At 44.1% G+C, this 6,500-nt stretch carries 4 protein-coding genes; 2 read left to right on the top strand and 2 right to left on the bottom strand.

Annotated elements, in window-relative coordinates; translation table 11 throughout:
* The first annotated feature begins 9 nt into the window (after nt 1–9).
* Together B4K26_RS06735 and B4K26_RS12875 are read left to right on the top strand one after the other, a co-directional pair.
* Nucleotides 10–195 carry a hypothetical protein gene (locus B4K26_RS06735; RefSeq protein ID WP_296244331.1) on the top strand — a complete coding sequence of 62 codons (186 nt, stop codon included), beginning with the start codon at nt 10–12 and terminating at the stop codon, nt 193–195.
* 358 nt (nt 196–553) lie between these two features.
* The gene (locus B4K26_RS12875; RefSeq protein ID WP_296244329.1) at nt 554–2,542 is read left to right on the top strand and encodes a protein-L-isoaspartate(D-aspartate) O-methyltransferase; all 1,989 of its coding nucleotides are present in this window, start codon (nt 554–556) and stop codon (nt 2,540–2,542) included.
* A gap of 286 nt (nt 2,543–2,828) precedes the next feature.
* Here B4K26_RS12875 and B4K26_RS06725 read toward each other — a convergent pair whose 3' ends face one another.
* Both B4K26_RS06725 and B4K26_RS06720 read right to left on the bottom strand, forming a co-directional pair.
* Nucleotides 2,829–5,270, bottom strand: a complete 2,442-nt coding sequence (locus tag B4K26_RS06725) for a copper-transporting P-type ATPase (protein WP_296244327.1) — start codon at nt 5,268–5,270, stop codon at nt 2,829–2,831.
* Between the two features lie 361 nt (nt 5,271–5,631).
* Nucleotides 5,632–6,261: a DUF411 domain-containing protein gene (locus B4K26_RS06720; RefSeq protein ID WP_296244325.1), complete on the bottom strand. Its 630-nt coding sequence runs from the start codon at nt 6,259–6,261 to the stop codon at nt 5,632–5,634.
* Nucleotides 6,262–6,500 lie beyond the last annotated feature (239 nt).

The raw sequence follows: 6,500 nt of genomic DNA, 5'->3' as shown, positions 1-6,500 counted from the left end.
CTTTAGGTAGTGGGTAGTTCATCCCATACTGCCCCTTATACCAAACCTGTTGCCACTGCTCAAGGCGCGCTCATCAGATCCGCTGAGGGTAATAACTATGCACGCGTGCGCTTGGACAAAATCAATTACCCTAATGCAACAGCCACGACCCCGACTTCATGGAAATTTAAAATTGATATTCAACCTGCTTCTTAATGTACAAAAATGTCTATTACTTAATATGACAAATCTCAGATGAAAACACATTGAATTAAGTCATTATTGACAATAACCTAAGATAATATCCTTGTTCAGCCACCTACTTATTGTGCTAAGCCATGGATTTTTCGTCAGTTATCATAGTGAATTTATAAAAATCAATATAGTCAGTCAACGTTAAAAAGAGTAAGGCTTGCTAGAAGTGACTGACATCGTTTTTGCAAAACGTACAGCCGACAAAGTAATTTTTCTCAGTCATTTGTGTTTATCTGTTTTATTTAAGACTGACGATACCCTAGCGTATGGAAAACAATAAGGTATTAAAACTTCCAAAATGAAAATTAAGGAAAACGTCATGAATGATTTTAAACAACTCAGACAGCAAATGATAGAACGCCAACTTGCGGCTCGTGGCATTTACGATCAAATGGTACTTAATGCGTTGGGTACGGTTCCGCGTGAAGCGTTTACGCCAGCAGACCTTGTTGAATTTGCCTATAAAGATGCGCCCTTACCCATTGAGGAAAATCAGACCATCTCACAGCCTTACATTGTTGCCTTGATGACGGCTGCACTTGAGCTAAAATCAGATGATCGCGTTCTTGAAGTCGGAACAGGATCAGGATATGCCGCAGCCGTGCTCGGGGAGATCTGTGACAATGTCTATACCATTGAGCGTCATAAAGTTTTGGCAGATACAGCGCAAGCCAGACTTAAAGAGCTGGGATATTCCAATGTTCAGATCAGGCATGGCGATGGAACGCTTGGCTGGTCTGACAAGGCACCTTTTGATGCCATCATCGTTGCCGCAGGCGGGCCTGAAGCACCTCAATCACTCAAAGAACAATTAGCAATTGGTGGGCGACTGGTCATTCCCATTGGTACATCCTTGGAATCACAGAAACTGACTCGTATTTGGCGTATCAGCCAAGATGAATATAAAACAGAAGATTTGGGACGCGTTCGTTTTGTGCCGCTGATTGGCGCCGCAGGTTGGCAAGAGGAGGACAATAAGGCCTCGAGCGAGAATACCTCAAGGGCTAGGACCTTGCCTGAATTAATTGGTCAATCAAGTGAACATTTTGCCAGTATTGATGATGTCAATTTAGATAATCTGATAGATCGTATCGGAGACAGCCGCGTCGTATTACTTGGAGAAGCATCACATGGTACGGCTGAATTTTATGACATGCGTGCTCGTATAACAAAGGAGCTCATAGAGAAGAAAGGCTTTACTATTGTCACTGCTGAAGCTGATTGGCCGGATGCCGCGCATATCAATCATTATATTCATGGAAGAGAACAAGACGCTTTGCTACAGAACAAACCTTTTTCCAGATTCCCTACTTGGATGTGGGCAAATAAATCTATGCTCAAGTTTACTCATTGGCTTCATGCATATAATGTTAAAACGGAATGTTCAGAAAAAAAAGTAGGGTTTTATGGTCTGGATTTATACAGCTTATATGGCTCAATTGACAGTGTCTTGAACTATTTACAAGAAATAGATCCTAAGACGGCAAAAACTGCCCGCGAGCGTTATGGCTGTCTGATGCCTTGGGCAGATGAACCTTCTTTGTATGGCCAAGCTGTAATCACTCAGCAACATAAGGACTGTGAAGTTGAAGTACTCAAAAATCTACAGGATTTACTCAAGAAACGTTTAGAGCCTTCTGTCGCTGATGAAGAACAATTTTTTGACGCTGAACAAAATGCCAAGTTGATAGTCGATGCCGAACGTTATTATCGAACCATGTATTATGCGGAAGACAGCTCATGGAACCAGCGCGATCAGCATATGATTAAAACCTTGCAGGCGGTACTTGATTTTAAAGGTCCCGAATCAAAAGCGGTCGTTTGGGCGCATAACTCCCATATTGGTGATGCGCGGGCAACCCAAATGAGCGCTCGCGGCGAGTTAAACATAGGCCAATTGGCACGGCAAAAATATGGTGACAAGGTCTATAATATTGGTTTTGGCACCGATCATGGTACGGTTGCCGCTGCTTCTGATTGGGGCGGGCCAATGAAAATAAAGCAAGTTCAGCCATCACATCTTGACAGTTATGAGCGTATTTTTCATGAAGTACCCACTGACAATTTTCTGTTGCCCTTACGTTACCCACTGCATGAAGATATCCGTAAAAAATTACTCCCAGAGCGACTAGAGCGAGCGATAGGCGTCATTTATAGACCTGAAACCGAATTGCAAAGTCATTATTTTTATGCCTCGTTACCGGCGCAGTTTGATGAATATATTTGGTTTGATGAAACCCGTGCGGTTGAGGCGTTGACAAAAGAAACGGATGACGACACACTCGATACCTTCCCGTTTGGTTTATAGATATTCATGTATTAACAAGGGTGGTGGCATATTCAAAGTTTGCTGGGCAAGCAGGTATAGCTAGTTGTCTTTTTAGCACTTGTTAATTTTATTCAAAACAGCTTTTGCCAGCACTATAGTCAAATACTCAACATGTCTAACCTCCCTGCAAAAAAACCGCTATTAGCCTTAAAAATAAAGACTTGTAGCGGTTTTAAATTATTTTAACTTTTCTTATAAGAGTGTAAGAAAACTAGGGTTTGCCATTCTCCTTTAACGATCTACCATAACGCTTATATCATAAACATCATAAGTCCAGCCGGCGTAATCTCAGCGCGTTCCCAATCACCGATACTGATGATAGACTCATCATCGCCGCCGCAATCATAGGACTAAGTAATAGTCCGAACGCTGGATATAGAACGCCCGCGGCAATCGGTATGCCAATCGCATTATAAATAAAAGCAAAGAACAAATTTTGTCTGATATTGCGCATGGTCGCGTGACTGAGCTTATGGGCTTTTGCAATACCCATTAAGTCCCCTTTTAACAAAGTTATCCCTGCGATCTCCATGGCCACATCGGTACCAGTTCCCATTGCAATACCGACATTGGCTTGCGCCAGTGCGGGCGCGTCATTGATACCATCGCCTGCCATCGCTACCAATTTACCGCTATCTTGTATTTCTTTGATGATGCGGTTTTTGTCCTCGGGCGAAACATCAGCATGGACTTTATCAATGCCTAACTTATTGGCAACGGCCTGCGCGGTTTTTTCATTATCGCCCGTTAGCATGACGACTTTTAGTCCCGCCTCGTGTAGCAGTCCTATGGCATCAGCAGTACTTGGCTTAATAGGATCAGAGACTGACACCAGACCCGCCGCTTTGCCATCGATAGCGACAAACATCACCGTTTCGCCGTCTTTTCGGCGCACGTCAGCTTTAGTGGATAGTTCTCGATCAAAACTGTTTAATCCCTCCATCAGCTTTGAGTTACCGATAGCGACTTGTTTGCCGTTTACTACCGCTTGTACACCCTCACCTGTAGTTGAATTAAAGTCATGGGCTTTAGGAATAGTCAGCGATTTATCTTGTGCTGCTCTCACAATAGCCTCTGCTAAAGGGTGCTCGCTTGCGCTTTCTACGGCGGCGACTAGTGCTAAGAACTCACCTCCATCTTGACCTGCCAACGCATCAATCGCCGTGAGCTCAGGCTTACCAGCAGTCAGGGTTCCGGTTTTATCGACGACGATGGTATCGACTTTTTCCATCATCTCAAGTGCTTCGGCGTTTTTGATCAGGACGCCATTTTGCGCGCCCTTGCCGGTACCGACCATGATGGACATCGGGGTTGCCAGCCCGAGCGCACAAGGACAAGCAATAATTAATACGGCAATCGCGTTGACCATAGCATAGGCCATGGCAGGCTCAGGGCCAAATAGCGCCCACACGATAAAGGTAATGATAGAGCTGACAATGACAATGGGCACAAACCAGCCTGCTACTTGGTCAACCAAACGCTGAATGGGCGCGCGGCTACGCTGGGCATTAGCGACCATTTGTACGATTTTGGATAATGTTGAATCCACCCCGACATTTACCGCTTCAACCAATAGCGTGCCAGTGCCATTGACGGTGCCGCCAGTTACGATGTCGCCTTGTTCTTTGGAAACTGGAATTGGTTCGCCCGTTACCATGGATTCATCGACGCTACTGCTAGCGTCAATTATTGTGCCATCTACCGGTAGCTTTTCACCAGGTCTAACCCGTAGTTTATCGCCGCTGACGACCTCATCAAGTGAAACTTCAACCTCATTGCCATTTTCATCGACACGTCTTGCCGTTGGCGGCGCTAGCTCAAGCAAGGCGCGAATCGCACCTGACGTTTGACTTCTGGCTTTAAGCTCTAAGACTTGTCCTAATAGTACTAAAGTTGTGATTACCGCTGCCGCTTCGTAGTAGACGCCAACATGTCCGGCGCTATCTCTAAAGCTGTCGGGGAAGATACCGGGAAAGAAAGTCGCCACGATACTAAAACCGAAAGCTGCGCCTACGCCCAGCGCAATCAAGGTAAACATATTTAGATTGCGGCTTTTGATAGATTGCCAGCCGCGTACAAAAAATGGCGCTGCGCCCCAAACGACGACAGGAGTAGCTAAGATCAATTGTATGATTTGGCTAAGTTGCCCCGAGATATCAAATGAGCCAATTTGATTGAGATTTATTCCAACCATATCGCTCATGGCATAAATAAATAACGGTAAGGTAAGAACGGTACATATCCAAAAGCGCCGAGTCATATCATCGAGCTCTTCGGTGTCCTCCTCACCGATGGTTACCGTTTCTGGCTCAAGCGCCATACCACATATCGGACAGCCGCTATTTCTAACGTCTCTAACCTCAGGGTGCATCGGGCAGGTATACACCATCCCATCGTAATCATATGGTACTGTGTCGTATTTGCCACCTTTGATAGATTTTACTTCAATATTGCTGTTAGCCGCATCTTTTTTGCCATGACAGTGTGCATGCGCATGATCGTTTTCAGTATGGCTGTGTTCGCCGTGGCTCATGCCCGCAATTTCATCTTCAGGTTGAAGAAACATACCACAGATTGGACAATCGCTTTTTTTAACATCTCTAACTTCTGGATGCATCGGACAGATATACACCGTACCGTTATAATTTTCAGGTATTTTGTCGTACTGCCCGCCTTTAATAGGTTTTTTATCAGCCGTATGTTCCATAAAATTATTCCTTGAAAACAGTAAGCACAGATGGTAAATAAAGCCTTTCCCGCCTTATTATCAACCCTTGACCACTATTCTTCTCCCTTTACATTTATTCTTTTAACATTCTATTTTTATAAGATTCAATCATTACGCAAGTACTTAAGCAGTGCCATAATTGTGAGTACCAGCACTATAAAAACCAGTAGCATAAACAATCCATAGACGAGCGAGCCTTTTCAACCCATGCCGTGCCTCATGCCATGCATAGCGCCATTGGTCATAGCGTGCATTATGATAATCATTATGATTTCTTCCTATTTCATTTCCTTATTGTTATTAACGATATAGTGATGAAGGGCGAAAGTCATCTTTTCACCTATAATTGGGCTTTGGGACTATCAATCTCAGCATAAACCGCCGTGCTACCGTCTTTGTTGATTTGCATCACTTGATAGGATGAGAATTTATTTTGGTACTCCATACCAGGGCTACCCACTGGCATACCCGGAACGGCAAGGCCAATAGCCTCGCTTGGAGGATTGGCTAGAAACTGGGCTATATACTTGGCAGGCACATGACCTTCGAATACATAACCATCGGTCGTGACCGCCGTGTGACAAGAGCGCATATTACTAGGGACGCCATAGCGCTCTTTGAAAACAGCTAAGTCGGCGACATCTTGCCCCGCCGCGCTCATACCGTGATGCTCGGCATGGTGAATCCATTCTTTACAGCAGCCACAATTGGCATCTTTATACACCGTAGCAGAGACGTTTTTCAGCGCTTCACTGTTCAGGCTGCTCGTATCGGTAATACTGGTAGCATTGACTTGAGGCGTTTGGAATTGTGAATTCTGGCTGTCTGTTACCCTTTCCACGGGCGTTGTAGTTGCAGCGGTGGTATTGGTTTCGCTACAAGCAAATAACGACGATGTCGCTGCCAGTAGGATAAGCGCACCAAACAATTTATGCTGCTTAAAAGTTAAGTTATGGTTATAAGGTTTCATACATACCCTCTCGTCATTTATTGTTTAATATTAAATCTCAAATTTATAGCCTAAACTAGGGCGTGGGAAAGCAATGTTTAAAAAATTACTTCTAAAAGACCATAGAACAATAAGCTGTACGCTTGAACCCACCTAATATCATTATAATGATACGTGATGCTATCTGACTGACAGATGACGTTAAGATTACAATCTTGTCATTATCATACTTTTAATTATTTAAAGGTAATTTGTTCAAC

This window comes from Psychrobacter sp. UBA6766 (genome assembly GCF_002453355.1).
In the GTDB taxonomy this organism is placed as follows: domain Bacteria; phylum Pseudomonadota; class Gammaproteobacteria; order Pseudomonadales; family Moraxellaceae; genus Psychrobacter.
The sequence above is the reverse complement of the archived record's forward strand: the minus strand, read 5'-3'. Positions and strand labels throughout refer to the sequence as shown.